We start from the raw sequence: 24,662 nt of genomic DNA, 5'->3' as shown, positions 1-24,662 counted from the left end.
GACTTCACGGGCATCATACATTATTTTTTATCAAAAAAAAGAGAAGTGCTTGAACACTTCTCCTTTGAAACTACGATATCTTAATCAATTACTTTTTAATTAAATCCAATGACACGGGAACAAACTTATCAACGGATTCCTTCATAAATACCTTCATAGCTGTTTGTACGCCTTTTTGGCCGATTTCCTCAGGCTTTTGAGCTACTGTTGCTGCCATTTTTCCATCCTTAACTGCTTTTACCGCATCATCTGTTGCATCAAAACCGACAACAATAACATCTTTTAATCCTGCTGCCTCTAATGCTTGAAGAGCTCCTAACGCCATTTCATCATTGTGAGCAAACACTGCTTGGATATCTTTATTGCCTTGAAGGATATTTTCCATTACGGTTAAACCTTTAGCACGGTCAAAATCTGCTGCTTGCTTGGCAACCACTTGAATATCAGTAACACCATCAATTGCTTTGTGGAATCCTTCTCCTCGTTCACGTGCTGCAGAAGAACCTGGAATTCCCTCTAATTCGACGACTTTACCTTTTTTGCCTAACTTTTCAAGAATAAAATCACCAGCCATTTTACCGCCAGCCACGTTGTCAGAAGCGATATGGGATACAACCGTTCCACCATTTGCACTACGGTCAACCGTGATCACTGGAATGTTTGCATTATTTGCAGATTCGATTGCTGCTTTAATCGCATCAGAATCAGCTGGATTGACAATTAATACGTTGACACCTTTTTGAATAAGGTCTTCAATATCACTTACTTGCTTAGCAGAATCATTTTGTGCATCAACTGTAATAATCTCAGTATTTTGTGATTTTGCTTCTTTCTCCGCACCCTCTTTTAATGAAACAAAGAAAGGATTGTTTAAAGTTGAAATGGATAGACCAACTTTTAATTTAGCGTCTTTCATGTCTTTCGATGAATGCTTTTCTGAAGAAGATGATGGTGCCTTTGTAGAACAACCTGCTAAAACGACCATAAGTAATGTTAAAAACAGAAATCCTTTAAATAGCTTTTTCATCTTTATATTCCCCCATAATTTTATTAAGCAGTTTTTTTACGATCAAGCAAGACAGCTAGTAGGATGACACCTCCTTTAACTACCTGTTGGTAGAAGGAGCTGACATTCATTAAATTTAAACCATTATTTAAAACACCAATAATGAGTGCCCCAACCAATGTTCCGAAAATCCATCCTTTACCGCCAGAAAGGCTTGTCCCGCCTAAAACAACTGATGCAATCGCATCCAGTTCATAAGAGGTACCAGCAGTAGGCTGCGCAGAATCCAATCTCGAGGCAAGAATGATTCCTGCTAGTGCAGAAAGTGTTCCTGTAATCGAATAAATCCAAATTTTCACATTCGTAACCTTGATTCCAGATAAGATCGATGCCTCTTCATTTCCGCCAATTGCGTAAACTCTGCGGCCAAAGGTGGTCTTTTTCAAGATAAAGTAAAGAATCAGATAACAGACGAGCATCCAAATAACAGGAACTGGAATCCAGCCAAAATACCCTCTGCCCATGATTTCAAAAAATGAACTCGTTGAAAGGCCGGTAATCGGTCGACCATCCGTATAAACCAAGGTAAGCCCGCGGAAAATCGTCATTGTTGCCAGTGTCGCGATAAACGGAGCAACTTTTCCTTTAGTGATAAATAGACCATTGATCGCACCCATAACCGCACCTGCTCCTAAACCAATCAGCATTGCGAGCGTAGGGTCCATCCCATTGGCTAACATCCCGGCAGTGATTGCTGACGATAGGGCTAAAATAGAGCCCACGGATAAATCAATTCCACCTGTTAGAATGACGAATGTCATACCAAAAGCAATTAACGCGTTAATGGACACCTGGCGCAGCACATTAAAGATATTATCTAAGGTTAGAAAGCTAGAGCTGACGATTGATAGGATGACTGTAATGACGATTAATCCAATTAACGGACCTAGCTTTTGTATGATTTGGAACTTTGAGGACTTCATTCGTTACTCCCTCCAGTGGCAGATTGCATAATATTTTCTTGCGTTGCTTCAGACTTGTTAAGAACGGCAGCTAATTTCCCCTCATGAATCACGAGCACGCGATCACTCATCCCTAAAATTTCAGGCAACTCAGACGAAACCATAATAATGGAAACTCCTTGTTTCGTTAAATCGTTCATTAATTGATAGATTTCCTTCTTCGCCCCCACATCGACCCCGCGTGTTGGCTCATCAAGAATTAATATTTTCGGTTCGATTCCTAACCATTTACCAATGACAATCTTTTGTTGATTCCCGCCACTTAAGGATTTGACAGTAATTTCCCGGCCGGAGGTTTTGACATGGAGCTTTTCAATCATTTCATCGACCAGGTTCATTTCTGTTTTTGTCGATATCACACTATTTTTAGAAATTTTATCAAGTGTGGTAATCGTGAAATTCTCACGAACAGAGAGGTCGAGAATCAGCCCTTGGCTTTTTCGATCCTCCGTCACAAAGGCAATTCCAGCTTTAATCGCCGCGTGCGGTGACTTGATTGTTACTTCCTTGCCATCAATGAACATCTTACCGTCATCAAGGGAGCGATAACCGAAGATGGCCTGCATGATTTCACTGCGGCCCGCACCCATCAGACCCGCGACACCAACAATTTCCCCCTGATGAACGGAAAAACTTATTTTTTCAAAGCAGCCTTTGCTCGTTAAATTTTCAACTTTGAATCGTTCTTGGCCAATTTTCGTATCGCGCTCTGGAAAACGCTCGCCCAGCTGCCGTCCGACCATTAATTTGACAATTTCATCAAAGTTGGTCTTGGCTACCTCTTTGCTATCAATGAACTGTCCATCACGAAGGACAGAAATTCGGTCACAGATTTGAAAAATCTCTTCCATCCGGTGAGAAATATAGACAATCCCGACACCTTGTTCTTTTAACGAGGAAATCACCTTAAAAAGCGCCTCAATTTCCCGATCAGTCAGTGCAGCTGTTGGCTCATCCATAATAAGGACCTCGGTATTGGCCGCAACCGCCCGAGCAATTTCGATCATTTGCTGTTGACCGACGGATAAATTTCCTGCTTCCGTATTCGGATCAATCTCTATTCCTAAGCGATTTAGATATTCTTTCGTCCTTCGCTTCATTTCTTTATCTCTAGTAATCCCAAACCTACCTACCGTAAGCTCTTTGCCAAGAAACATATTTTCATAGACAGTGAGATAAGGAATAATATTTAACTCCTGATGAATCACAGCAATCCCCGCTTGCTCTGCTTCCTTCGGATTATTAAAATGAGTCTCTTTTCCTTTGATAAAAACCTGACCAGCGTCCCGTTCATAGATACCGGTTAAAATCTTAATCAGCGTTGATTTCCCTGCTCCATTTTCCCCCATCAGGGCATGGATTTCCCCTCGTAAAAGCCGGAAATCCACTCGATCCAAAACCCTGTTTCCAGAAAACGCTTTGCTGATGCCCTTCATTTCAATGATAGGTGTGAGGTTCATATTAGAAAATCACTCCTGCGTGTAAAATGATATTGGCATAGGGAGTTGCTTCCCCAGTCCGAATCACTGCTTTTGCCTTCTTCGTTAACGACTTTAGATCCTCATGAGAGAGATACTCCATGGGAATACCATCTACTAGATTGCTAACCTGGTTCAGAACAACAGGATTCTTTTCCTTGATTTCATCGGCAAGCGTTACTTTTTCTACTGCCATATCGGCTAAAATCACTTGCAGTGTTTTCATAAAAGAAGGAGTCCCTATTTCAAGTGCAAGGTCAATTCGGATCGTCTCTTCAGGGATGGGCAGCCCGCAATCAGCAATGACAATGGTATCGGTATGACCAAGTTTAGAGAGAACTTCGGAAATGTGACTATTTAAAATGCCGTTTTTCTTCATACGATTTCATTCCTTTCCCGTAAAAAATCCTGAACTTCCTGCATTGTTGGCATGCCGCCCTGGGCTCCAAGCTTTGTAACAGAAAGGGCCGCAACAGCCGATGCAAACTGACAAGCCTCCTTCAAAGACGCCCCTTGACAAATGGCATACGCGAATCCCCCATTAAAGGAATCCCCTGCACCCGTAGTATCCACTACGTCTACTTTATAGCTGGGTATCTCCACTTTTTCATCTTGATAAAAAGTAATCCCCCTTGAGCCTCTGGTAATAATACATTTCCTCAGCATCTCTTGCCGCTCTTCCTCTGTCCATTCAATCGAATCAAAGAGCAATTGTTGTTCATACTCATTAGGAGTCAGATAATCAACCTTTTCTAATAATGCCTTCGGAAGCGGCTGAATCGGTGCCGGATTCAAGACCACCTTTACCCGATGCTTACTTGCAAGTTCGACGGCTTTTTCTACACTTTCAAGTGGAATCTCGAGTTGAAGTAACAAGATGTCGCTAGCAGCAATCACGTCCTCAAACGATGCAACAAACACTGGTGTCACATGATAATTCGCACCCGGAATCACAATAATGTGGTTCTCACCATTAGAGATAGTAATCGCGGCAATACCTGTTGAAGAATCTGTAACCGGTTCCACATGCTCCACATTTACACCCTGGGCTTTTAAATGCTTCAATAAGTCTTGACCAAATAAATCTTGGCCGACACAACCAATCATCGTCACATCCGCGCCTAACCTTGCAGCTGCCACCGCCTGATTTGCACCTTTTCCTCCTGGAATTGTATGAAAGGATTCACCCATCACTGTTTCCCCAAGGATTGGGACACGATTGGTACTCGTCACTAAATCCATATTGATACTGCCGATAACTGTTATTTTTTTATTTTTCAACTGTATTCACTCCTAAAGCCTTTGTAGATTGGCCTTTCCTCAATGAAACTTGAAACTGATGATCAAGCTTTAGAACCGTTTTTCCCTCAACCAAATGCAGCAATAACTCTGCGGCTGTAAAACCTAGCTCGTAGATGGGCTGGGCCATCGTGGTAATTTCGGGACTAGTTAATTGACTCAGTTGGATCCCGTCAAAGCCAATTAACGATAGATCCTCAGGCACCCGGATCCCTAGCTTGGTTGCCGCCTTTAATACTCCAACCGCCATATAGTCGTTCCCCGCAAAGATTCCATCAATATCGGGGTTCTTAATTAATAATCTTGTCGTTGCCTCCGTCGTCTGCTCCACATGAAAGTTTCCTTCGACCACTAAATCAGGATGAAACCATGGCTCGTGCTCCACTTCAGCTAAGTAGCCTTTATACCGTTCGTCCGCATTGCTAATCGCGTGCGGCCCACGGATATGAGCGATTTTTTTGCAGCCAATCTTTTTCAAATACTGAACGGCTTCCCTCGCTCCCTCCAGATTATTAACGGAAACAGAGGGCAAGTCGCTACTAATTGGACGGTCCAGCGCCACAATCGGGATGTCCCTCTTTTCAATATGTTTAGGCGTTAACGTACTCGTGACAATAATAATCCCATCCACATATTTCTGCTTCATCACATCCAGGTACATGATTTCCTTTTCGACTTTCCCATCGGAATTGCAAAGGATTAATGTATACTCCTGACTGCTCATCACATCCTCAATCGCTCGTGCGACCTCAGGAAAAAATGGATTTTTAATATCCGGGACAATGAGGGCAATCGTCTTTGACTGTTTCTTAAAAAGACTTCTTGCCACTTCATTGGGCACATAATTTAATTCAGAAATAGCGAGCAGAACTCTCTTTCTGGTATCCTCATTGATATATCCTTTATTATTTAAAACTCTAGAAACAGTGGCAACAGACACGTTCGCTGCAGCTGCTACATCTTTAATAGTGCTCATGCTGTTCCCCCTTTCCTATTAATGAAACATTTCCAAAGTGTGTAACCCGTTACACACACTTTTAAAAAAAAGGTTTCTATCTATACTAATCTACTTATGTAACCCGTTACACACTTTGTAAAAAAAAGTGGTTCAATTTGTACTAACTACCTATGTAACCCGTTACATACTGATCAAAAAAATATTTTAATAGAACGAATAATTATTTTGTAATCGCTTGCATTTTTATTTTAGGTGCTAATGGCTTTGAAGTCAATACCTTTCTTGGTAATTTTGCTAAGAAAAATGAATAGCTTTATAAAAGAGGGTGCCCAAGAGTAAATCTTTTGGTGCACCCGTTTCTTCACACATTTTTCTATGCTTATTACAAATAATTTTCCTTTAGATATTTCGCAGCATCATTGTACAAGCCGCTTTGGTTGGAAAACTTAATATAATTCTTAATGGTGTTCAGCCATTCCACCGTTGTAGGCTTGGTGTTTTCAATAATCTGAAGCAAATCCTCCATACGTAGAAGACGCTCTGCACCATTTTCAATAATCTCCACTATGATATTTTCAATGGCATTTTCCACTACATTTTCAATATCTGCTCCGGAAAAATGCTTAGTTTTTTCAGCAAGAAGATTTAAATCCAATCCATTCTCGACGGGCTTTCCTGCTAATTTTAATTTAAAAATGACTTTTCGGGCTTCTTGATCTGGCGGGCCGACAAAAACCAATTTATCAAATCTGCCTGGTCTCTTGAAGGCAGCGTCTACATCCCATGGCATATTGGTAGCACCAATAACAAGCAGTTTATCCATTCCAGTATGGATGCTTTGCATCTCGGCCAACATCGTATTCACTAGTGTACTCGTATGCTCGGAATGCGCTTTGGACCTGCTGTAGCCTAAAGAGTCCACCTCATCAAAAAACAATACCGCTGGACGATTGGCACGGGCGGTTTCAAACACATCGCGAAGCTTTTGCTCACTGACACCAAAGTAGGGATCCAAGATATCAGCTATTTGGATTGGATAAAAAGTGGCTCCGCATTCCCCGGCCGTCGCTTCAGCAATAAAGGTTTTTCCACATCCGGGAGGTCCATATAATAAGATGCCTCCCCCCGACTTTTTACGAAACTTTGCAAACAGACCTGGATTGACAAAGGGTTTGATGATTTTCATGTCGATTGTTTTTTTCAGTTCTTCAAGTCCGCCAACATTTGAAAAAGTAACCTTTTTAGGCAGCCGCTCCTCGATGGAAACAACCTTCCCCTGAATCAATTTTAATTGAACGGGTAAGGGCTCAGGTTCGGGTTCTAGTTCTGTTTCTAGTTCTGTTTCTAGTTCCAGTTCTGGTTCCGGCTCGGGTTCTAGCACAGTTTCAGGCTCGCTCTCAAGCAAATATTTTCTTAGACTGGTTATTACTAAATTTTTCATTTTATGATCCTTCATAGAAAGGGAAAAGGCATTCAAGGCTTCTGCCAGTTGATTCTGTTCAAGACATTCTTCCCCCAATAAAAACCAAGCTTGCGCATTTTCCGGATCTCTTTCGATCATGACACGATATAATTCATATTTTTCCATTGAGAAACCTCTTATAAAAGAATGGGGTAATCCAGGTGTAGATACACAACACAATATATATTGCTGCGAATGGCAAAAGCACAAGATATTGCTTCAAGAAAAATAGCAGGATGGCGATTACCATAAACAGCGTGTAGATAATAGCAGGTCCACCAGCTTTTTTGATTACGCGCTGGGGGAAAAATAATGGATGGGTCAACTGATTGTATTCTTCCAAAATTTTAAGGAGATCCGTATTTGTTGGATCCTGTAAAAAAGCTTGCCGAAAGTACTCCATGGCCGCTTTGTCCTCATTTTTCAAGGCATGAAAAAAACCCAAATTTACCAGAACTACAATTTCACTGCTTGCACTCTCCATTACTTTTTGGATATAAAGCAATTGTTGATTTTGGTCAGATTTCGCAAAATAATACTGAAGAATAAGCTGATTGACTCTTTCACTCGATGGTGCAACCCTTCTTGCCTCTTCCAGTAATTGAAGTGCTTTATCTTCAAAACCGACCTTTACCATTAAGTATCCATAGGAGGCAAGAATATCACCATTTTCAGGTTCAAGCTCAAGTGCGGATAAATAAGCTTCTTCAGCACCTTGGAAATTCCCTTCCTCTTCATACGCCTGTCCAATTAGGTAATAACATGGGACAGAATCAAAACCGTTGTAAAGCGCCTGCTCACACATTTTTCTGGCTGACTCATAATCACATTTTGAAAAGTGAACAACAGCCATATAGTAAAAAGCATCAGGATCGAGGGGATCGTTTGTAAACAGTTTTTCAATGGAAGGAACTGCCTCTTCGTAGCGATCCAGTTCAAAATAATGTTGGATAATCCTCGTTTCCTTTTCTTTGATCATCCCAATAAACCTAGGGCCAAAACAATCAGTTCCGGTACCCCACCCAGCAGAATCCAGACAATTGCGGGTTTTAATATTTTGGTGATGTTTCCATTCGTCACCATATGCTGTTGGAATGGCTTGGTCAGAACGGCTCGATAACCCAGAAAGAGAAGAATCGATGCCAGCTTCAAGAGGTATCTCATGACTCTGTCTTCGGCAGATAATGTTCCATTGGCAAATAAATAAATGATGGCACATTCACCAATTTCCATAATAATGCCAAGGAAGATTAACAGATTAATATGCAGCTGTCGAACATTCAACCACTTTGCGTTTCTTGTTCCTAACACCATCAAAGGAATAGGTCCACCGATAAAAGCAACCCATAATAGGCGTTGTATATCGTAGCTTTTCGTTTCCCTCCAATCCTTCTCAATGGATGGCTGTAATAATGCATTCATTTTAGACATAATGTCCCCCTTAATAATTGAAAGCTTTAATTCTAACTTTACTTATTTATAGGACGAATGCAATCTTATTTTTTTACAATTTATTAACAACCTTCCCTATTAATGGTTAGGTTTAATCAGATTAAAACGGTATCCATCCTAAATCATAGGAACGGGTTTCATGCTAGATTTGAGGTTGAAGTTTTTGCCACCAGACCGGCCCCTGGCACCTCTTGCAAAAAAAGGAAACAGCCCCACCACTTTGGTGTTTCTGTTTCCTTTTAACATTATTTATTGGTCTCTACTAATTTCTCAGTTTCATATCCATTCGGATTGTTTTTCTGCCATTTCCAAGAATCTCGGCACATGTCCTCGATTCCCCTTGTGGCGGTCCAGCCCAGTTCATTTTTTGCCTTCGCAGGATCGGCATAACAAACAGCCACATCTCCAGGGCGGCGCTCGACAATTTTATAAGGAACGGTCACATCCGCTGCTTTTTCAAATGCGGCGACCATCTCTAATACACTATATCCAGTCCCGGTTCCTAGATTAAAAGCATCGACACCGGTCGTAGAATTGACTCGTTCAAGTGCTTTTAAGTGGCCCAAGGCAAGGTCCACGACATGAATATAATCACGGACACCCGAGCCATCCACCGTTGGATAATCGTGACCAAACACTTGTAACTCTGCCCTTTTCCCAACAGCCACTTGCGTAATAAATGGCATTAAATTATTCGGTATCCCATTCGGATCTTCGCCAATTCGGCCACTCTCATGCGCACCAATTGGATTGAAGTAACGCAATAATGCAATGCTCCAACTAGAGTCGGCCACATATAAATCGCGAAGGATTTCCTCAATCATTAGCTTCGTCCGGCCATAGGGATTAGTTGCACTTAGCGGGAAATCCTCAGAAATCGGCATCCGGTCTGGCATGCCATATACAGTTGCCGAAGAACTGAACACAAGATTCTTGACACCATATTTCTCCATCACATCACAAAGAATAAGTGTGCCTGTAATATTATTATGATAGTAATGGAGTGGGATCGAAACGGACTCCCCCACCGCCTTTAACCCGGCAAAATGAATGACGGCCTCAATCGAATGGTTTTTAAACACATCTTCAAGACCACTCTGGTCCAGCAAATCCACTTCATAAAAGGTGAGGTCTTTGCCCGTAATCTCTTTCACTCTATTCAAGGATTCTGGCTTACTGTTAGAAAAATTATCAACAACAATAATTTCATATCCAGCCGATAGCAGCTCTACACATGTATGACTGCCAATATATCCAGCACCGCCTGTTACTAAAATAGCCATTTTATAAACTCTCCTTTAAAAAGTACCTATTTATACTATATATGTAATCAATAGTAAACTCTTAACCTATTATACATAAAAGAATCAAATCATTGCATCCCAAAATCTGGCTGGGGGTTTCCGATTGACTCCCCAATTGCATCATTTTTGGAGGCAAGCGGTAGTCAATAAACTCGATTGACTACCCTGTTGACTCACTTTTTGAGTTTACGGTCGTCAATGAGACCTATTGGCTACCCCGTTGGCTCACTTTGGGAGCTTACAGTCGTCAATGAGCCATATTGGCTACCCCGTTGGCTCATTTTGGGAGCTGCCGGTCTTCAATATAAGAACTGCCCCACTGTTACACTCCTAAAAATATCTCCCAACACCATTAACCATCCCTTGAACAAGCTTTTTTTGGTAGCTGCTTGTTGATAGTTTTCGATCTTCAGACCGGTTGGTCATGAAGCCCATTTCAACGAGGATCACAGGGGTGGTCGACCAATTAAAACCGGATAGATCCTTTCTTGGCATCAGTCCCGTTCGATAGGCCTTTTTGGCTTTCGTAGCCTTAATGGATTCAGCCAGCATAAATTGAGCTGCCTTTTTGCTAGTTTGATTTACCTTTTTGGTCGATTTTCCCGTTGGATATAAAACGGATAGACCCTGAATATTCTTATTTGTACTTCCGTCCGCATGGATTCGTATCGTTAAATCGGCGCGCTTCTGATTACAATATTGGGCCCGCTGAACATTGCTGACATTTACGGTATGCTTTGTTCGTGTCATAAACACCTTATATCCCTTTTTCTTTAAGGCATCGCGTAATTTAAGCGCGACCTCCAGAGTAAGTTTATATTCTGGTTTCTTCGTGGCCACACCCATCGTTCCTGAAGATACTTTGGCTTTACGAATTTTCGAACCTGGGGCAATCGGCTCCTTACCCAGGTTTTGATGACCTTGATGCCCAGGGTCAATACAAATGGTTTTCGGTCCCTTTGATGATGCCTGCCCCACATTAATACCAATTGAACTAAAAATCAACATAATAATAACAATCATAAAAATAGCCTTTTTCATGAAAATCCTCCTATAAAAATTGGGTTCCCAAAGGGGATGATTTGCTGGCAATCCCCTACCCGCCCACTTCTAAAATTGAAGTGACTTTAGCGATACCTTAATGACTCATAATTATAAACCATTTTTGACATGATAATAAGATAATCTTAAAAAGGGTGATTTTCGTGGATTTATCGTTTATTTGGCAATCTTTCGTTTTAATTGTCGCAGGAATTTTATTGTTAAGAATTTCCGGAAGAAAATCGATTGCACAAATGACTCTTTCTCAAACGATTCTTATGTTATCAATTGGAACCATCATTGTTCAACCAATCGTTGAAAAGAGTTTGTTTAAGGCGATTGGAGGGGCTGCCGTTTTTGTAGCATCAGTCTGGATATTTGATTATTTCCAACTTAAGTCCAATGCGTTTGAAAAGTTTATTACTGGTAAATCTAAAATTGTCATTGAGAATGGTGTACTCGTACCGCAAAACTTAAAAAAGCTTCGTTTAACCGTTGACCAGCTCGAAATGAGAATGAGGAACGCGGGAATTACTAAAATGGAGGATATTAAGTATGCAACCATTGAACCGAACGGCTTGCTTGGATATGAATTGAAAGATGACGCCAAGCCGTTAACGGTGGGAGAGTTTAAAAAGCTCATGGATACCTATTTAGCTAAGGCCCTTAATGACAACGAGATGACCGCAACAATAGATAAAAGAAGTCAGGAAGCTGAAGCAAGTAGCGGAAACAATTTATTTGATGAACTCAATCATCCACAAAAAACGAATCCCAAATATTTGCAATAACTGCAAGGGAAGAGGTCCCTTTGTAAATAAGCAGCTCCTCTTTTACCGCTTGGGCGATTTTTCCGCCTCCCCGGTAAATGAGAGACTCCTCTTTTACCGCTCGGACGTTTTTTCCACCTCCCCGGTAAATGAGACGGCTCCTCTTTTACCGCTCGGTCTATTTTTCCGCCTCCCCGGTAAATGAGACAACTCCTCTTTTACCGCTCGGTCCATTTTTCCGCCTCCTCAGTCAATGAGGTGCCATGGACTCTCTTTTCATAAATGAGGGTTGCGATTTCCTCAAGTTGTAAACGATCGAGAAGTTTACTTTTGAACTCGTATGGCAATTGATTATATCCAACTTCAATTCCCTTCAGACCACCAGCGATAGCGGCAATCGTGTCGCTGTCATTCCCCATATTTGCGGCACCAATGACCACTTCCTCAAAATTTTTACTAGTGAGGAGCCAAAATAATACCCACTTCATCGTATGAACAACAAACCCATCAGGCGGGCAATCTGGCTTTTCAAAAAGCCCCTGTTCATACCGCGTATTCTTCACTTCTGTTACTATAGAAGCTTTTAATTCTTCCCCTTCTAAAACTCTTCTAGCAATCCGGTTGTAAATCACACAAGCCTCCGAGGCTACATCATCATAATGAGTCATCTTCGACTGCAGGACCGATATCTCATCTATCCGCTTCTGGTCTGAAAAAGCAAACACAATCGGTAGGCACCTCATCAAGCTCCCATTTCCCGCACTTTTTCCATCCAACTGCTGGTGAGTCCTTTCCGCAGCCTCAAACCAGTCACCATGGTAATTTCCAAAGGCCACACTAATCGTGATGCCAATATCTTTCGGCTTGGTATCGCGCCATTTTAAAAAGTGCTTGCCTATTTCTTCAATGGGATTACCGGGGTTCGCCATGATTCCTCTAGCCACAGCCATCGTCATGGCCGTGTCATCCGTGGTTTCCCCCGGCATCACTTTCCAGACTCCCCCGCCAATAATCGCAGTCACCTGACCATGTTCTTTCCTAATTTCATCTGGAGACATGAATTCTGTTGTCGCACCTAACGCATCACCAATTGCTAACCCAAAAAGACCACCTTTGATTTTATCGAACATATTCAAATCTCCCATCCTCATTCCTCCATACTAGATTCTTTACATACCATTGTGGCTTAAAAGTTTGATATTTTCCAGTGGATTTCCAACAAATGTCGTAAGTTTTGGTATATAGGTAATAAGTGATTGAATTGATGTCATTTATCTCAAAAAAGATGTAATAAGCAGTCAATTACATGTCATAAGTCTTCACTAATAGGTAATAAACACCACCAAGATCCAAGATTACCTTCTCGAATCCCTAATAAAGTCTCTGATAAATGCTCGGTTGAACGAAAAGTAAACTTCCTCCCCCTACCTCTTATGAAACCGTAACCATACTTTTGAAAATGTAAAGGCTTTCTTAAAAAAGTTCATATAACTGTCACATTACTTGTGAAATCATTCACAAACTTAGTGATATACTAACACCGTGAAGTTGTTAATCAGCAGTTCAAATTACTAATCTAGCAGGTATGAAAAAGCAACTAAAAAAAAATCGTCTGATAAAGGAGATTAACATCATGGAAAATCGTAATAAAAAAGTAAACAGAGTGGTCTTAGTTGGAACTGGTGCTGTAGGATGCAGTTATGCTTATTCGATGATAAATCAAGGCGTTGCCGAAGAATTAGTTCTTATTGATGTGAATGAGGCAAAATCAGTAGGTGAAGCGATGGACCTTAACCACGGTATTCCATTTGCTCCGTCCCCTATCAAGGTTTGGAGCGGTTCTTATCAAGATTGTGCACAAGCGGACTTAGTTGTGATTACCGCTGGATTGGCTCAAAAACCTGGTGAAACCCGATTAGATTTAGTAGAAAAGAACACGAAAATTTTTAAACAAATTGTCAAAAACATTATGGACAGTGGATTTGACGGAATTTTTCTAGTCGCCACCAATCCTGTTGATATTTTAACCTATGTGACTTGGAAAGAATCCGGGCTGCCAAAAGAACGTGTGATAGGTTCCGGAACTGTTCTAGATTCTGCGCGCCTCCGCTTTGCGCTGGGCCAGCATTTCAACATGGACACCAGAAACGTTCATGCTTATATCATCGGAGAACACGGCGATACAGAACTACCCGTTTGGAGCCGTGCGGCAGTGGGTGTGGAAAGACTGGAAGAACTACCACCTGAAAAAATAAATAAACAATCCTTAGAAGATATTTTCGTGAATGTCCGTGATGCCGCATATCACATTATTGAACGAAAAGGCGCCACGTACTATGGAATCGGAATGTCCCTCGTTCGAATCACGAAGGCAATTTTAAACAATGAAAACTGTATCCTGACAGTATCCTCTTATCTGGATGGACAATATGGACAACAGGATGTATTTATCGGTGTTCCTGCCGTTATTAACCGTGGCGGAATCCGTGAAGTGCTTGAAATTAATCTTAATGAAAAAGAGAAGGAACAATTTAACCACTCAGTCAAGGTATTAAAAGAAACAATGAAACCGGTCCTCTAGAAATTTGCATTTTAAAAAAAGTAGATGAAAGCACTCATGAAAGAAGATGAAGATATGGAAACGATCAATCATACAAAAAAAGGTTATTTTATGATGGCCGTCTTATGGCTAGCGTATGTAACCTTTGCGATGAACTGGGTAGCCGGTTCTTCATTGACACCGCAAATTACCGAAACCTTTTTCGGTGGGCCAGTGGATCCGATTATATCTCAATTAGTAAATTATTCGATTACGACCGCTCGTGTATTTGCGAATATTTTAGCAGCGATGGTCCTCATGAAATTAGGACCCAGAAAAGCAGCAGGTGTCGCGATTGGACTTTTAATGATGGGGCTTGTCGCGATTTACCTGCCTAATTATTGGGCGTATACAGCAGCTAGAATGGTAATGGCTGTAGGCGGCTCGATGGTCATTGTCTACATGAATCCCATCGTCGCCCACTATGTTAAAAATTCTCAAGTTAAACTGCGCATTAATGCGGCCAATACAGTGGCCTATAATGCAGGTGCCTTTATTGTGGCCGTCTTGTTTACGGTTTTCGCCAAGCAAATGGTGGCCAACTGGCGTTTAACATTAACATTTTTTGCTTCATTAACCATCTTGTTTTTTATCGCCTGGCTCTGGAAAGCGGAGACCTTTGAAACAAGAGATAATGGTGGAAAAGCTGAGAAATATGGCTATAAAGACGCCCTTAAGGACGGATTCCTTTGGCGCTACGGCCTAGCATTTGCTTCCTTTTTAACATTGTATGTCTTATCGCTAGTGAGCTTTAAAGCCATATTCGATCAATATACGTTATTAAATGGATCAGTTACGAATCTGCTAATCTCTGGCTTCGGCATACTCGGTACCTTCGCCGGAATTCGAATCGGGAATAAAGGGGTAGCACGGAAGCCGACGCTCCTGTTTTCAGGAATCGTCATGGTAGGAACCTTTGCCCTAGCAATCGTGTTTGCGAATAAAGTTCCGCTTCTCTCGTACACACTGATTGCAATCTCGGGCTTTGCCATGTACATCCAGTACCCAATCTTTTTGAATCTGCCTCATGAGTTAAAGGGGATGACGCCACAAAAATTGACGATTATGTTCGGCCTATTCTGGGCAATCGCCTATGCGGGCCAAACGATAGCAACAATTGTGTGGAGCTTCATTCTAGGCGCATCCGGCTACACGCCGGCAATGATCTTCTTTATCGCCGTATCCAGCGCGTACATCTTTTTGGTTGCGACCTTCCCAGAAACAAGAAAACAGGAAGTCGTACTCAAGAAAGCAGCATAATGTTGCCACAGGGATGGGGTCGACTGGTTATTATACCATTAGGAACGGCCTCTCGGCTTCTCTTTTACCGAGAGGCCGTTTTTTTTATCTCCCCGGTCAATGAAGCACCCCCTCTTTTACCTCTTGGGCAATTTTCCCATGTCCATGGTAAAATAACGGTAAGAGATATTCCCGCCCTGGGTAAAGATAATATATAGGAAGGGGGATTCATGGTGCACTATAGACTTTGGATGTTTGGAAACCTTGCTGCAATCGTCTTTTCAATGGTTTATATTTGGTTTTTCCGCCCGCATGATAGCTCCCTGTTGATTGCAGCACAGCTCTTAGCGCAGATAGGCATGATTCTCTTTCTAGTTAATCTCAATATGTATTTCATTTTTCTAGTGATTCGAAAAACCTCAGTTCGCAAGGTGAAAATCAGCCTGGCCAAGTTTTCCCGCTATTTAATGAAGTGGCATATTAAGATTGCGCTCATCGCGACGACAATCATTATTGGGCATGCATTCATCAACCTATATAAACTTGGCCCAATTATTGGATTTACTCATTTAAAGCTGATAACTGGTTACCTTGCTATAGCATCCCTTTCGTTCACCTTGGTTGCTGGTTATCTACGCCATAAAAAAGCATCCGGCTTCCGCCGCAAATTCCACCTCATCACAGCGTTTGTGTTTCTAGGAATATTTCTATTACATATGTTTATTTTTATTTAGTTTGACAATAAACTACTGGGAAGGTTCTCATGCAAAAATCACCAGAACCATCCCCCAGTTTACACCCGCAACTAAAAACGCCTTGCCTAAAGTGACAAGACGTTCATTGCAATGCTTATTTATGCGCGTAAAATAGAATAGAAGAATTCCTACCATAAACAATTGTGCTTCTTCAATGCCTTTAATCCTTTCGGAAAACAAAAAAATACCAAGGGAGTATCCCCTCAGTATTTTCACAATGTATTTTACCCTTTACACTGTCTGTTCACTTTTGATCTTCGGCTCGATTGAAATACGCTCTGGCTGGTCCGAAAGAAGTAACTGGAAGGCACCCTTCGAAGTATTCACGGTCACCACAAATGACTCCCCATCTACAAGTGCACTTTCAAGAGCCGCTTGCGGCTTCATAGTTAGCTCAATGCCCCAATTCGACATATTCACTAAATAAACACCGTTAGTTAAATTTAAAAACTCGCAAACCGATGCTTTCGCAAGTTCATCTACTTCGGTTAGCTTTTCCTCTGCAAATTGGGAAGCTATATGCAAAAACACTTCTTCATTCGCAGCGATGGCAGTGAAAAGTGGTGATTCTCCGATAATTTCCTGATGAACAAACCAATTTGCATGCCGCGGAAGCATTTGCGCTGCTACCTCTAAGTATACTTGGTCATCAACAAACCGGATCAGGTGTTTTGCAAACAAGGAAAGATACTTTCCGTAAATAACTTTTTTCTCAGCACCTTGTGTATCGAGAAATTTTTCCACTAAAGTTTCAATATTACCGCTCTTAATGGCTTCAAATTGATCATCTGATAGGCTATACGCATTTTTAAAATCATTTAAAGCAGCCCCGAATTGATCAATCGTCATATACTCACGGTCAACAAGTGCTTGAGCTAAGAATAAGTGATTTTGCTTCTGTTTAGATACTAGCGTCTCCACTTGTTTATCGGTTAAATAGCCAAGTTCTGTCGCAATCTCACCAAAGCGTTTATCTACCTGCTTTTGCTTCATATGGACTTCTTCTACCTGTGCAGGCATCATATAGCCCTCATCAACAGCAATAACCCCAAACCTTACATGAACAGATTTCTGAAACTCTAAGGCATCTGTTAATTGTTCTCTTGTGATTAAGCCATGATTTAATAAATAGTGTCCGAAAGATTGACTAAACATTCACCCGTCCCTCCTTCAAAACCTTTTCAATTAAATTAAAAACAGCTTCCTGTTTGATCGGCTTCTGAATAAAATCATACGCACCATTTTCAAGTGCCTTTTTGAGAAGTTCACTAGTTCCCACAGAGGAAGCCATGACTACTTTAGTGTTCGGATAGATAGACTTAATCTCTTTTAATGCTTCAATCCCATCCTTTTCTGGCATGACAATATCCATAAAGATTAAATCAGGGTTATGATCCTTCACCATTTCAACCGCTACATTCCCATTCTCAGCCTCGAATATTTCCTTGAATTTACACTTAGCCAATGTATCTCTTAATTTTTTTCGTATTAATAAAGAATCGTCACAAATTAAAACATTTAAATAATTTTCCATATTCGTCAACTCCTTAGACTTTAAGATGTTAATAGTTAATAGTTCCACAGACCCATAACTTTCTCCTTCTAAATTCTCATGAAAATTCGATATCATTAGTTCCATTTTGACAATATTTTTCAAAATTTTCACAAATCGTTTGAGTTGATGCAAATTTTACTATATATTTACTTTATAGATAATGTTATTGTAATATTCTCTGCATATTGAGAAAGAGTTATCAATAAAATTCCGTGATTATAATAGTCTAGATGCGAGAAATTGAGGTGTGTATGATGGAGGTTTTTGTTGCCAGACAGCCAATATTCACAAAAACAAAAGAAATATTTGCTTATGAATTACTATATCGGAACAATCAACAGAATAGATTTCCTGCTATTAATGGAGATGCAGCAACGACCGAAGTCATCATTAATAGTTTTATTAATATAGGAATAAATGAAATTTCGAATGGAAAAATTTGTTTTATTAACTTTACTGACAATCTACTGAAACTAAGGCTACCAACCTATCTCAACCCAAATGAAATTGTCGTAGAGATATTAGAAACCGTAGAGCTAACACCAGAAATAGTGGATATTTGCAAAGAACTAAAATGTAAGGGTTACCAAATTGCCCTAGATGACTTTGTCTTAAAAAAGGATAATTCCTATTACTTTCAACTATTAGAGCTCGCTAATATTGTAAAAGTGGATTTTAGAAGTACTAAGCCTCACATGAGGGGAATCCTCGAAAGGCTTTCCCAGAAATACGACTATTCCTTGCTCGCCGAAAAAATCGAAACATTAGAGGAATTTGAATCAGCGGTAAAATACGGATATAAATATTTTCAAGGGTACTATTTTTCCAAACCTGAGATTCTAACTACGCATGAAGTACCGGAGTATTTCCAAAATTACTTTATCATCATCAATCATTTATCACAGAATGAACCGGATCTCGATTTAATCACCCAGTTAATTGAACAAGATGTATCATTATCTTATAAGCTACTGAAATTAAGTAATTCCACTGCATACGGTTCGATTAGTAAAATAAATTCAATTAGACAAGCGATTATCCGGATTGGCTTAAAAGAACTCAAAAAATGGCTCTATATTCTTTTCGTAAGGGGAACCATCACGGAAAAAAATGAGTGGTCTAGAGAATTGTTCAACGATAGTCTCATTCGGGCAAAGGTATGTGAACTTATTTCGTTACATAAAAGGAAACGCAAAGAATCCTCTTCCTATTTCTTAACCGGATTGTTTTCACTAATGGATGCCTTGTTAGGGATGGAGATGGATGAGATCCTGCATTTGATGCCCCTTCAAGAGGACATTTGTGAAGCCTTATTAGGAAAATCAAATCAAATGAAAGACACCTTAGATTTAATTACTTCGATTGGAAGAGGTGCATGGGAAGAGGTTAGTCTGTGGTGTAAAAAGCTGCAAATACCAGATCATGTTGCCTTGGATTGCTATTCGCAAGCATTTAAATGGGCAAATAACTTAATGGTGGATTAAAAGGGCTCTAGTCCAATTCAAAAGGGCTAGAAGCATTTGATTAGCACGTCTAAGGGGACTAATTACTAGTCCTCTTTTATTCGTTCTTTTTCTAAAAGTCGTAAACAAAAAAAGAACCCTAAGGTTCAAATTAATCATACATAGTTCTACTTGGCTTACCACATCTGATGCATTTACTAGTGTAATAACTATACTTATGTCGCCTACGAAAGAAACACAGGATGGATTTAAAATTCAAATAGAACAACTCCTTTTGAATGAATAAATCCGGCAGCCCAGCCATCATAGTTTCACCTTAGACCTGTGACTTTGCGTCCCTACTTTTCAATAGGTTTGCCTTTATCAGAGATAGTTTACATATCTAATTAGATAGTAGCATTGTAGGATTACTTTTGATAGATGAACCATTCGACTTCTATCGACAAAGTTTAACATTTTGTGTCCGACACCATATTTATGCATAAACCCGCACTCGATTACGTCCTTCTCGTTTTGCTAAATATAAAGCTTGGTCCGCTCTGTTCAAAATTTGATAAAGTGTCTCCTCTGTCTCTTCCGTTGCCTCAGCGACTCCACTACTGAAAGTCACAGAAATAACTCCTTCGGTAGTCAATAAAGGCTGTGTTTCTATAGATTTGCGCAATTGATTGGCTAGCGCTTCTCCATCTAATCCCGTACTTCCCTTCAGCGCAAGGACAAACTCCTCCCCGCCATAGCGAGCAAACAGCACGTCTTCCTTCAATTGCGTTTGACAAACGTTTACTACATGTTTAAGCATTTGGTCTCCAACGTTATGACCAAAGGTATCATTCACTTTTTTAAAGTAATCGATATCAATCAAAATAATCGTTAACGGCGAAGAAAGCTTCTTTGCTTCGGCAAGCTGTTGCTCGCATTTCTGAAAAAAGGCTCGTCGATTATAAATTTGGGTAAGTTCATCATAATAAGCCATATGCTCTAACTTTACCTGGAGACTTTTTAGCTCTGTGATATCGGTAAAAATAATTAGTACACCTTTACTATTATGGGCATGTTGCAAGGAAGAGGTCCGAACCTGATAGATATGCTGCGAGTGATCGTCAATTAATTGTATCTCCCCCATGAACGATGCCGTCTCTAATTGAAAAGGAAAGGAATTGCCTCCTAGTGATAACCAAACCTTTTCAAAGTCCATCCCAAACATGGATTTATTTAATAGTGGAAACATATTCTTACACGCCTCGTTAAACTCAATGAGTCGATTGGATTCATCCAGCACAATGACACCATCATTTATACTATTAAAAATCGTGTCTTTCGCAATCGGCATAATCGTAAACAAACGGGATGAGTTAATAGACCATAAATATAACAGAGAGGATAGACATAAAACCATAGGTACTGGATCAATCCCTGGAGGTGTGAATCCGATTAAATAAAGAAAAGCTGTTAGCATTGGAATGAGTTGACCCCACATTAACGAAATTAACTGTGGCCGATAAACCTTTCCTGTTTCATTCCAACGAGAAAGAACTAATAAAAAAGCAACAAACATACAGCCAAAAGTGAACACGCCATGGATGATATACCATATGCCAATCTCCTGATGAATATAAGGAGCTCCCAAGACGGGATCCACTTCAAACACTCGATAATGAAGATGATGAAAATCATTGGTCATCATCATTACCAAAGTAACGAACGGGATGGTAAGAAGAGCTATACACCTTTTTTTCGTTAGTTCCATTCCTAAATACTGCATGATAAACAATAATCCCAAAGGGGATGAAACTGGCATGCCAATATATTGAATCATGGTCGATACCTTTATTTGCTCAAGCGACGTTGCCATTAAGCCAAATGCCGAAGCAAAACAATAAATGGTGATGGACGCGGTATAGAGAATGAAAAAATGAGCGATATTCCGATAATAAGGACGCTTTACAAATACTTTTAAGCATAAATACAAATTAAGTACGCCTGATGTACAAACAAGAGCTATATAAGCCGTTAAATGCGAATTCACTTTTGACTACCTCATTTGAATAAAACTCTTTTACCTTAATGTAGCACACATACATATAAAAGTGGATATTTATTGGACATATATTTTCACTTGTGTCAATCGGTTTCAAATTTGTATCCATCCATTCCATTAAGACAGCGAAACATCACTTAACCAAATAGCTAACAACAGGAAAATAGTGATTTTCACTACAAGATCAGATAAGTTTTTCCAAAACCTACAGAATTCTAATAATCCCCCGCCTTTTCCCAGTCTTTTAAAGTTCCGACTATGGTTGAAACATACTGGTATCCCTTGTTTATCTTTTCCATATTCGATTGGTAAATGGTAAGAGTGGCCGCATGCTTTTTACCAAAAAGATTGAATTTGAAGCTTTTTACTGCCAGGTATAGCGTATTTTTCGTTGTATGTATTTCCTGTAATAGTTGATTGACTTTATCCACCATTACATTTCCCTTCTCTCCTCCCCATTCCATGTTGACCCATTCGGAGAGCTCCATAAGTATTTCAGAAAGCTGAAGAGCTAATTTTTCGGTGGAGGCAACAGCTTTTTTCGTAAAGTCTGGCGGTGCGAACAGCATGTGAATCAATAGGGTGATAATCACCCCAATGATGGTGTCCAGTATCCGATCGCTAATAAATCCCTATTGAAGCTAGCCATTGTAGGTTCATGTTTCCCCTCTTTTACCGCTCGGCCACTTTTCTCCCCTCCCCGGTCAATGAGACCGTCCCTCTTTTACCTCTCGCTTACTTTTTCCTCCTCTCCGGTAAATGAGACCGTCCCTCTTTTACCGCTCGGGCGTTTACTTGTTCGATAAAAACGGTATTTATATTAAAAAATTCTAATTATATAAAAAGAAATCCCCTCCACATGGCGTGGAGGGGATTTCTGATTTTGGTAGTGGGTGTCGGACACTTCCCCTTTAACACGTTAAACTTTAGCGGAGTGGAGTGATGACCGTTTTGTTCCAGTCCAATAAATAACGATTCCCAACAATGCCCCTGCACTATCAATGAATACATCCTTCACTTGCGCCCCTCTCCCAGATACAAATAGCTGATGTATTTCATCAGAAGACGCATAAAGAACGCAGATTCCCAGGACAAACAAAATTCTCTTAAAGCCGATGATCTTACTTCTCTTTACTGCAATTTGCACCAATATAGAAAGCACAAGGTAAATAAAAAAATGTGCATTTTTTCTTACCACATGATTTAGGTAATCTAAGTTCCATTCCGTGCTTGGAAAAATCTGATTTAAGAGTTCAATCACTCGTTCGGTTACGCCTAAGCTAAGATGGTCTGAGTTCTGTGCTGGTTGTGCAGATAGGTTAAAGATAAGCAGCATCATTAGGACTACTATTATCCATGGTAAAAGATAACCGAGTTTTCGATGGTTCAACATGACTTTCTCCATTCCTACATCTAACATAAAAAAAGTAATTAAAGTTTATTCTACCATTTTCCTGCCTTGAATAAAATTATCAAACACTATGTTCCTTTTTTAAAAATTTGGGTATGAGAATCCATAGGCGGAGTATTTCCGGCTAATGTATATAGAGGAAGCTTAAGAAGCAGAAATAAGCGGAGATATTCCGGTTACCTGGTCTAATTATGATAAAATCCAAAGATTTGATTCATATAAGCGGAAAAACTCCCCTTATTTTTAAGGAAATATGGGTATTTCCCAATATAAGCGGAATTTTTCCGTTTATTTTTTAAAATCAGTGCATATAAATTTCGAAAATTTTTGAAAATTGTCAAATCCTCATTGAACTGGGGATTGTATTTTCGTTTATACTAGATGATGAAGGGGTTATGAAAGTTACAAAAGCCTTAGGGTGGAGAGGATTATTGTATGCGAGTAGTGACAAAAGTAAAATGTGACGAACTTGAAGTTATCAAAATGTACATAAGCAGCGGCTTCATCATCACGGTCGAAATATTCACCGTCCCAGGCGGCTACAAAAGCTTCGCAAATTGTAGCTTCATTCAACCTGATTATTTAATAGGAACTGGATTCCATTCAACGAAAAAAGGAAGCGTCATGCTAGCCGTTAAGGAATTTCACGGCTTATTGTTAGCCCTACCAGAATCATAAACTATCTTAACCATGCTGAAAAAACAGCATGGTTTTTTATTGACAATCCTTTGAGGGCCAGCCGCAGTTTTTGTCACTAGATTGTCAAAAAATAGGGGGATTTTGATGAATTTTCGCACTATAGTCTATGGTCAGAAAGTCCTATTTATTATTTAATTAATATGAGAGACAAACCAGATTTCATTCACAGAATAATCTCGGCAAAGCAAATAGTGAAAGAATCTTACATGCTAAGTGAGCAATCTACCCGCAAGCTGCCAAGGTAGTTAGGGATCGTCCACACACTAAATGAGCGCACAGTCTTCCTTTCCACCCAGCAGTACATGACAGTTATAGTAGTAGGTAAGCCTTTTTCCAAATCAATCAGATTGAAAGGAGAGGAAGACTATTATTATTCAAAAGAGCTATTTTGTTGAAAAAAAAATGATCTTATTAACAGGAGAATATGATGGTTATGGTACGCTATGTACGCGAGTTGTGACAGGAGGAGTGTCTTTTCTTGTCGACCAAACCCCCTTACAACTATTAGATGATAATTTAGTATACATAGGCTATGACCTGAGAGGGGCAATGTCCAGTGCAAAGAACATTCTAGGAGAGCGCGTGGGGTGCCCAATAATCATTAACCCTTACTTAGGTATTTGTCTGTTTCCAAACAAATCACCATATAAGTCCGACTGTATTTGGTTTAATCCTGAACATATCGTGAGAACAAAAGCGATAGGGGCAAAAACGGAGGTTGAATTAAGTAACGGTCATTCGATTATCGTTGATACAAGATTAACTTCCTTTAATAATAAGATTCTCCAAGCCAAACAATTAATGCAGATAACGGTGAAAGGAGTAAGTCAGCCAGAGCCAATCCTTTTTTATTTCGATCCCTCAAGAAAGCAGCCGCTATCCAAAGAGAATCAAGGAAAATTTAATTTTAGTAACCTAGAAGATCATCAAAAATAAACGTATCAGTTGGTTTAATCATCAATATGAATGCTTCCGAAATAGTTTAGGAACTAGAACAAATCCTGAAAATAGCTGGCTCATCCGGCCAAAGAGAAGTTGAAGAGTCTATCTATTCACCAGTTCAATTACAAACACCCTAACTTAAAGTAGTTGGGGTGTTTGTAATTGAACT

General features: G+C 40.0%; 24 protein-coding genes and 1 riboswitch. Of the genes, 7 read left to right on the top strand and 17 right to left on the bottom strand.

The features are described 5' to 3' along the window. Positions 1-88: 88 nt before the first annotated feature. From rbsB to V7121_RS24525, 11 genes are all read right to left on the bottom strand, one after another. Positions 89-1,027: a ribose ABC transporter substrate-binding protein RbsB gene (gene rbsB / locus V7121_RS24575; RefSeq protein ID WP_335502395.1), complete on the bottom strand. Its 939-nt coding sequence runs from the start codon at positions 1,025-1,027 to the stop codon at positions 89-91. Between the two features lie 23 nt (positions 1,028-1,050). Beyond that, on the bottom strand, positions 1,051-1,989 hold the full coding sequence (locus V7121_RS24570) for an ABC transporter permease (RefSeq protein WP_335502397.1): 939 nt from the start codon (positions 1,987-1,989) through the stop codon (positions 1,051-1,053). Beyond that, positions 1,986-3,488 (bottom strand): sugar ABC transporter ATP-binding protein, encoded by a 1,503-nt coding sequence (locus V7121_RS24565; RefSeq protein WP_335548230.1) that lies wholly within the window; start codon positions 3,486-3,488, stop codon positions 1,986-1,988. Before V7121_RS24565 ends, V7121_RS24570 begins: the two co-directional genes overlap by 4 nt. Position 3,489: 1 nt before the next feature. Beyond that, positions 3,490-3,885, bottom strand: coding sequence for a D-ribose pyranase (gene rbsD / locus V7121_RS24560; protein ID WP_335502401.1), 396 nt, complete (start codon positions 3,883-3,885; stop codon positions 3,490-3,492). Continuing rightward, positions 3,882-4,787, bottom strand: a complete 906-nt coding sequence (gene rbsK, locus V7121_RS24555; RefSeq protein WP_335548228.1) for a ribokinase — start codon at positions 4,785-4,787, stop codon at positions 3,882-3,884. Before rbsK ends, rbsD begins: the two co-directional genes overlap by 4 nt. Then, on the bottom strand, positions 4,777-5,781 hold the full coding sequence (locus V7121_RS24550; protein ID WP_335502404.1) for a LacI family DNA-binding transcriptional regulator: 1,005 nt from the start codon (positions 5,779-5,781) through the stop codon (positions 4,777-4,779). Before V7121_RS24550 ends, rbsK begins: the two co-directional genes overlap by 11 nt. Before the next feature lie 364 nt (positions 5,782-6,145). Further along, positions 6,146-7,351 (bottom strand): AAA family ATPase, encoded by a 1,206-nt coding sequence (locus V7121_RS24545; protein ID WP_335548227.1) that lies wholly within the window; start codon positions 7,349-7,351, stop codon positions 6,146-6,148. Further along, a complete protein-coding gene (locus tag V7121_RS24540) occupies positions 7,338-8,204 on the bottom strand; it encodes a tetratricopeptide repeat protein (protein ID WP_335548225.1) in 867 nt (288 codons plus the stop codon). Before V7121_RS24540 ends, V7121_RS24545 begins: the two co-directional genes overlap by 14 nt. Then, positions 8,201-8,656 (bottom strand): hypothetical protein, encoded by a 456-nt coding sequence (locus tag V7121_RS24535; RefSeq protein WP_335548224.1) that lies wholly within the window; start codon positions 8,654-8,656, stop codon positions 8,201-8,203. Before V7121_RS24535 ends, V7121_RS24540 begins: the two co-directional genes overlap by 4 nt. A gap of 266 nt (positions 8,657-8,922) precedes the next feature. Further along, positions 8,923-9,960 carry a UDP-glucose 4-epimerase GalE gene (galE, locus tag V7121_RS24530; protein ID WP_335548223.1) on the bottom strand — a complete coding sequence of 346 codons (1,038 nt, stop codon included), beginning with the start codon at positions 9,958-9,960 and terminating at the stop codon, positions 8,923-8,925. Between the two features lie 351 nt (positions 9,961-10,311). Continuing rightward, a complete protein-coding gene (locus tag V7121_RS24525; protein WP_335502414.1) occupies positions 10,312-11,022 on the bottom strand; it encodes an N-acetylmuramoyl-L-alanine amidase in 711 nt (236 codons plus the stop codon). Positions 11,023-11,186: 164 nt separating this feature from the next. Between V7121_RS24525 and V7121_RS24520 the strand changes: the two genes are divergently transcribed. Then, positions 11,187-11,813: a DUF421 domain-containing protein gene (locus tag V7121_RS24520; RefSeq protein WP_420490637.1), complete on the top strand. Its 627-nt coding sequence runs from the start codon at positions 11,187-11,189 to the stop codon at positions 11,811-11,813. A 197-nt stretch (positions 11,814-12,010) separates the two neighbouring features. Here V7121_RS24520 and V7121_RS24515 read toward each other — a convergent pair whose 3' ends face one another. Beyond that, positions 12,011-12,937, bottom strand: coding sequence for an ADP-ribosylglycohydrolase family protein (locus V7121_RS24515; protein ID WP_335502419.1), 927 nt, complete (start codon positions 12,935-12,937; stop codon positions 12,011-12,013). A gap of 488 nt (positions 12,938-13,425) precedes the next feature. Here V7121_RS24515 and V7121_RS24510 point away from each other — a divergent pair, with 488 nt between their 5' ends. The 3 genes from V7121_RS24510 to V7121_RS24500 all read left to right on the top strand — a co-directional run bounded on the left by V7121_RS24510 (position 13,426) and on the right by V7121_RS24500 (position 16,364). Then, entirely contained in the window at positions 13,426-14,373 is a 948-nt protein-coding gene (locus V7121_RS24510) for an L-lactate dehydrogenase (protein WP_335502422.1), read from the top strand. Positions 14,374-14,409: 36 nt separating this feature from the next. Next, positions 14,410-15,651, top strand: coding sequence for an MFS transporter (locus tag V7121_RS24505; protein ID WP_335548221.1), 1,242 nt, complete (start codon positions 14,410-14,412; stop codon positions 15,649-15,651). A gap of 209 nt (positions 15,652-15,860) precedes the next feature. Further along, on the top strand, positions 15,861-16,364 hold the full coding sequence (locus tag V7121_RS24500; protein ID WP_335548219.1) for a hypothetical protein: 504 nt from the start codon (positions 15,861-15,863) through the stop codon (positions 16,362-16,364). Positions 16,365-16,616: 252 nt separating this feature from the next. Here the strand turns inward: V7121_RS24500 and V7121_RS24495 are convergent, their stop codons facing one another. Further along, positions 16,617-17,540: a hypothetical protein gene (locus V7121_RS24495; protein ID WP_335548217.1), complete on the bottom strand. Its 924-nt coding sequence runs from the start codon at positions 17,538-17,540 to the stop codon at positions 16,617-16,619. Beyond that, a complete protein-coding gene (locus V7121_RS24490) occupies positions 17,533-17,919 on the bottom strand; it encodes a response regulator (protein ID WP_335548216.1) in 387 nt (128 codons plus the stop codon). The genes V7121_RS24495 and V7121_RS24490 overlap by 8 nt, the downstream gene beginning before the upstream one ends. Before the next feature lie 272 nt (positions 17,920-18,191). Here V7121_RS24490 and V7121_RS24485 point away from each other — a divergent pair, with 272 nt between their 5' ends. Next, positions 18,192-19,424, top strand: coding sequence for an EAL and HDOD domain-containing protein (locus V7121_RS24485; protein WP_335548215.1), 1,233 nt, complete (start codon positions 18,192-18,194; stop codon positions 19,422-19,424). Between the two features lie 266 nt (positions 19,425-19,690). Next, a riboswitch (cyclic di-GMP riboswitch) is annotated at positions 19,691-19,772 on the bottom strand. A 106-nt stretch (positions 19,773-19,878) separates the two neighbouring features. Here V7121_RS24485 and V7121_RS24480 read toward each other — a convergent pair. From V7121_RS24480 to V7121_RS24470, 3 genes are all read right to left on the bottom strand, one after another. After that, entirely contained in the window at positions 19,879-21,429 is a 1,551-nt protein-coding gene (locus V7121_RS24480; protein ID WP_335502435.1) for a histidine kinase N-terminal 7TM domain-containing diguanylate cyclase, read from the bottom strand. Positions 21,430-21,656: 227 nt separating this feature from the next. Continuing rightward, positions 21,657-22,019 (bottom strand): hypothetical protein, encoded by a 363-nt coding sequence (locus V7121_RS24475; RefSeq protein ID WP_335548214.1) that lies wholly within the window; start codon positions 22,017-22,019, stop codon positions 21,657-21,659. A 341-nt stretch (positions 22,020-22,360) separates the two neighbouring features. Continuing rightward, a complete protein-coding gene (locus tag V7121_RS24470; protein ID WP_335548213.1) occupies positions 22,361-22,834 on the bottom strand; it encodes a VanZ family protein in 474 nt (157 codons plus the stop codon). Positions 22,835-23,287: 453 nt separating this feature from the next. On the opposite strand from V7121_RS24470, the gene V7121_RS24465 reads away from it, so the two are divergent. Both V7121_RS24465 and V7121_RS24460 read left to right on the top strand, forming a co-directional pair. Beyond that, the gene (locus V7121_RS24465) at positions 23,288-23,530 is read left to right on the top strand and encodes a hypothetical protein (RefSeq protein ID WP_335502440.1); all 243 of its coding nucleotides are present in this window, start codon (positions 23,288-23,290) and stop codon (positions 23,528-23,530) included. Between the two features lie 387 nt (positions 23,531-23,917). Beyond that, positions 23,918-24,487, top strand: a complete 570-nt coding sequence (locus V7121_RS24460; RefSeq protein ID WP_335548232.1) for a competence protein ComK — start codon at positions 23,918-23,920, stop codon at positions 24,485-24,487. Positions 24,488-24,662: the final 175 nt, after the last annotated feature.

The organism is Neobacillus drentensis, assembly GCF_036962125.1.
Lineage (GTDB): Bacteria > Bacillota > Bacilli > Bacillales > Cytobacillaceae > Neobacillus > Neobacillus drentensis_B.
This window is presented reverse-complemented; position numbering and strand designations above follow the sequence as displayed.

Excerpts from the sequence above, each read along its gene's own strand:
- rbsB (WP_335502395.1), bottom strand. The coding sequence starts at position 1,027 with ATGAAAAAGCTATTTAAAGGATTTCTGTTTTTAACATTACTTATGGTC.
- V7121_RS24570 (WP_335502397.1), bottom strand. The coding sequence starts at position 1,989 with ATGAAGTCCTCAAAGTTCCAAATCATACAAAAGCTAGGTCCGTTAATT.
- V7121_RS24565 (WP_335548230.1), bottom strand. The coding sequence starts at position 3,488 with ATGAACCTCACACCTATCATTGAAATGAAGGGCATCAGCAAAGCGTTT.
- rbsD (WP_335502401.1), bottom strand. The coding sequence starts at position 3,885 with ATGAAGAAAAACGGCATTTTAAATAGTCACATTTCCGAAGTTCTCTCT.
- V7121_RS24550 (WP_335502404.1), bottom strand. The coding sequence starts at position 5,781 with ATGAGCACTATTAAAGATGTAGCAGCTGCAGCGAACGTGTCTGTTGCC.
- V7121_RS24545 (WP_335548227.1), bottom strand. The coding sequence starts at position 7,351 with ATGGAAAAATATGAATTATATCGTGTCATGATCGAAAGAGATCCGGAA.
- V7121_RS24540 (WP_335548225.1), bottom strand. The coding sequence starts at position 8,204 with ATGATCAAAGAAAAGGAAACGAGGATTATCCAACATTATTTTGAACTG.
- V7121_RS24535 (WP_335548224.1), bottom strand. The coding sequence starts at position 8,656 with ATGTCTAAAATGAATGCATTATTACAGCCATCCATTGAGAAGGATTGG.
- galE (WP_335548223.1), bottom strand. The coding sequence starts at position 9,960 with ATGGCTATTTTAGTAACAGGCGGTGCTGGATATATTGGCAGTCATACA.
- V7121_RS24525 (WP_335502414.1), bottom strand. The coding sequence starts at position 11,022 with ATGAAAAAGGCTATTTTTATGATTGTTATTATTATGTTGATTTTTAGT.
- V7121_RS24515 (WP_335502419.1), bottom strand. The coding sequence starts at position 12,937 with ATGGGAGATTTGAATATGTTCGATAAAATCAAAGGTGGTCTTTTTGGG.
- V7121_RS24510 (WP_335502422.1), top strand. The coding sequence starts at position 13,426 with ATGGAAAATCGTAATAAAAAAGTAAACAGAGTGGTCTTAGTTGGAACT.
- V7121_RS24505 (WP_335548221.1), top strand. The coding sequence starts at position 14,410 with ATGAAAGAAGATGAAGATATGGAAACGATCAATCATACAAAAAAAGGT.
- V7121_RS24500 (WP_335548219.1), top strand. The coding sequence starts at position 15,861 with ATGGTGCACTATAGACTTTGGATGTTTGGAAACCTTGCTGCAATCGTC.
- V7121_RS24495 (WP_335548217.1), bottom strand. The coding sequence starts at position 17,540 with ATGTTTAGTCAATCTTTCGGACACTATTTATTAAATCATGGCTTAATC.
- V7121_RS24490 (WP_335548216.1), bottom strand. The coding sequence starts at position 17,919 with ATGGAAAATTATTTAAATGTTTTAATTTGTGACGATTCTTTATTAATA.
- V7121_RS24485 (WP_335548215.1), top strand. The coding sequence starts at position 18,192 with ATGATGGAGGTTTTTGTTGCCAGACAGCCAATATTCACAAAAACAAAA.
- V7121_RS24470 (WP_335548213.1), bottom strand. The coding sequence starts at position 22,834 with ATGTTGAACCATCGAAAACTCGGTTATCTTTTACCATGGATAATAGTA.
- V7121_RS24465 (WP_335502440.1), top strand. The coding sequence starts at position 23,288 with ATGCGAGTAGTGACAAAAGTAAAATGTGACGAACTTGAAGTTATCAAA.